Origin of the sequence: Planococcus sp. CAU13, from assembly GCF_000775575.1 — a bacterium.
Classification (GTDB): Bacteria; Bacillota; Bacilli; order Bacillales_A; family Planococcaceae; genus Planococcus.
Window position 1 is genome coordinate 1 of the sequence record NZ_JRGN01000133.1, and the last position, 238, is coordinate 238.

General features: G+C 39.5%; 1 pseudogene. It reads right to left on the reverse strand.

The annotated features are described in order from the left end of the window. Nucleotides 1-238, reverse strand: a pseudogene (locus KW93_RS17415) (hypothetical protein); the annotation flags it as partial.

A 238-nucleotide genomic window follows, 5' to 3' on the forward strand; every position in this document is an offset into this window, starting at 1 on the left:
AATTTCAGTGAGCGGCGTGCCGTTCAAGGATAAGACCAGTCGATTGCCCTGATTACTTTTAACGATTACTTTTGTGTCTTTTAATAAGTTGATAGGGTCTTCCAGTGTATTTAACGTAAAGTGATAATACACATTTTCGTAATCCGCCAAATTCTCTTTCAGCAACTCACCATTCTTCAGAAATAAAATATTGGAAGTGACCCGGTCGATTTCCGACAGATTGTGCGAAGACAGGAGA